1 protein-coding gene is annotated in these 1363 nt (G+C 64.8%); it reads left to right on the top strand.

Annotated elements, in window-relative coordinates; all coding sequences use genetic code 11:
* On the top strand, positions 1-1363 hold a 1363-nt coding region (ptsP, locus tag EN964_RS34715), incomplete at both ends, for a phosphoenolpyruvate--protein phosphotransferase (protein ID WP_127277447.1).

Below are 1363 nucleotides of genomic sequence, written 5' to 3' on the forward strand. Positions count from 1 at the left end.
CTGCGCGATATCGCCGCCGACGACAGCCTGACTGGTGAGGCCGAGGGCCTGATCAAGGGCGGCAATGACGCGGTCTCCGCCGTCATCACCGCCGCCTCCACCATTGCCGCCGAATTCAGCGCGGTCGACGATCACTATCTCAACGCCCGGACGGACGACGTTCATGCGGTCGGGCGGCAGATCTGCCTCGTGTTGCTGGGGCAGGACGATATCAGCCTCGAAAACATCCCCGAAGGCGCTATCCTGATCGCCGACGACATCGGTGCCTGGGATCTGGCACGCGCGCCGCTGAAGCGTATCGGCGGCGTGGTGTGCGGCCATGGCGGCGCCACTTCGCACATCGCCATCATCGCGCGCTCGCACGGCATTCCGGCCGTGCTCGGCCTTGGCGGCCAGATCAATGCCTTGCGCACCGCGCGAGAGGTCGCGCTCGACGGCAATGCCGGCCATGTGATCATCGACCCCGACGCGGCGACCCGCGCCGATTTCGCCGGCCGCGTCGAAGCGGCGGCAAAGGAGCGCGCCGGCCTGACCATCTTCAAGACGGTGACGCCGAAGCTTGCCGACGGCAGGATCATCGAGATCGCGGCCAATATCGGCTCACTTGAGGAAATCGAAGCGGCGCAAGAGGCTGGCGCCATGGGCATCGGCCTGTTCCGCACCGAGCTTCTGTTCATGCGCCATATGCATCTGCCCTCGGAAGACATGCAGGCCGAGACCTATGCGGCGCTGGCCAAGGCTTTTGCGCCTTATCCGGTCATTGTGCGCACGCTCGACATCGGCGGTGACAAGCCGATTGCCGGCATCGAATTTCCCGACGAGGAAAACCCCTTCCTCGGCTGGCGCGGCATCCGCATGTGTCTCGACCGGCCCGACATCTTCAAGCGCCAACTGCGGGCGCTGCTGCGGGCCGCCGTGCACGGCAACATCAAGGTGATGCTGCCGATGGTGTCCGACCTCTCGGAGGTCAGGCAGACGCGCGTGCTGGTTGATGAATGCACGGCCGAGCTGAAAGCCGAAGGCGTGCCGCACGCATCATTCGATCTCGGCGTCATGATCGAAACCCCGGCCGCCGTGCTGATCGCTCCGGCGCTGGCCAAGGAGGTCGCTTTCTTCTCGATCGGAACCAACGATCTGACCCAGTACATCATGGCCGCCGACCGGCTCAATCCGACCGTCGCCAAGCTCAACGATGTCACCAATCCAGCCGTCATGTCGGCGATCGAAATGACGGCAAAAGCCGGCGTCGCCGCCGGTATCATGGTCGGCATGTGCGGTGAGGCGGCCGGCCGTCCCGATCTCATTGCGACCTTCGTGAAGATGGGACTGACCGAACTGTCGATGAGCCCGGCTTCCATCCAGC

The organism is Mesorhizobium sp. M7A.F.Ca.CA.001.10.2.1 (assembly GCF_003998575.1).
Lineage (GTDB): Bacteria > Pseudomonadota > Alphaproteobacteria > Rhizobiales > Rhizobiaceae > Mesorhizobium.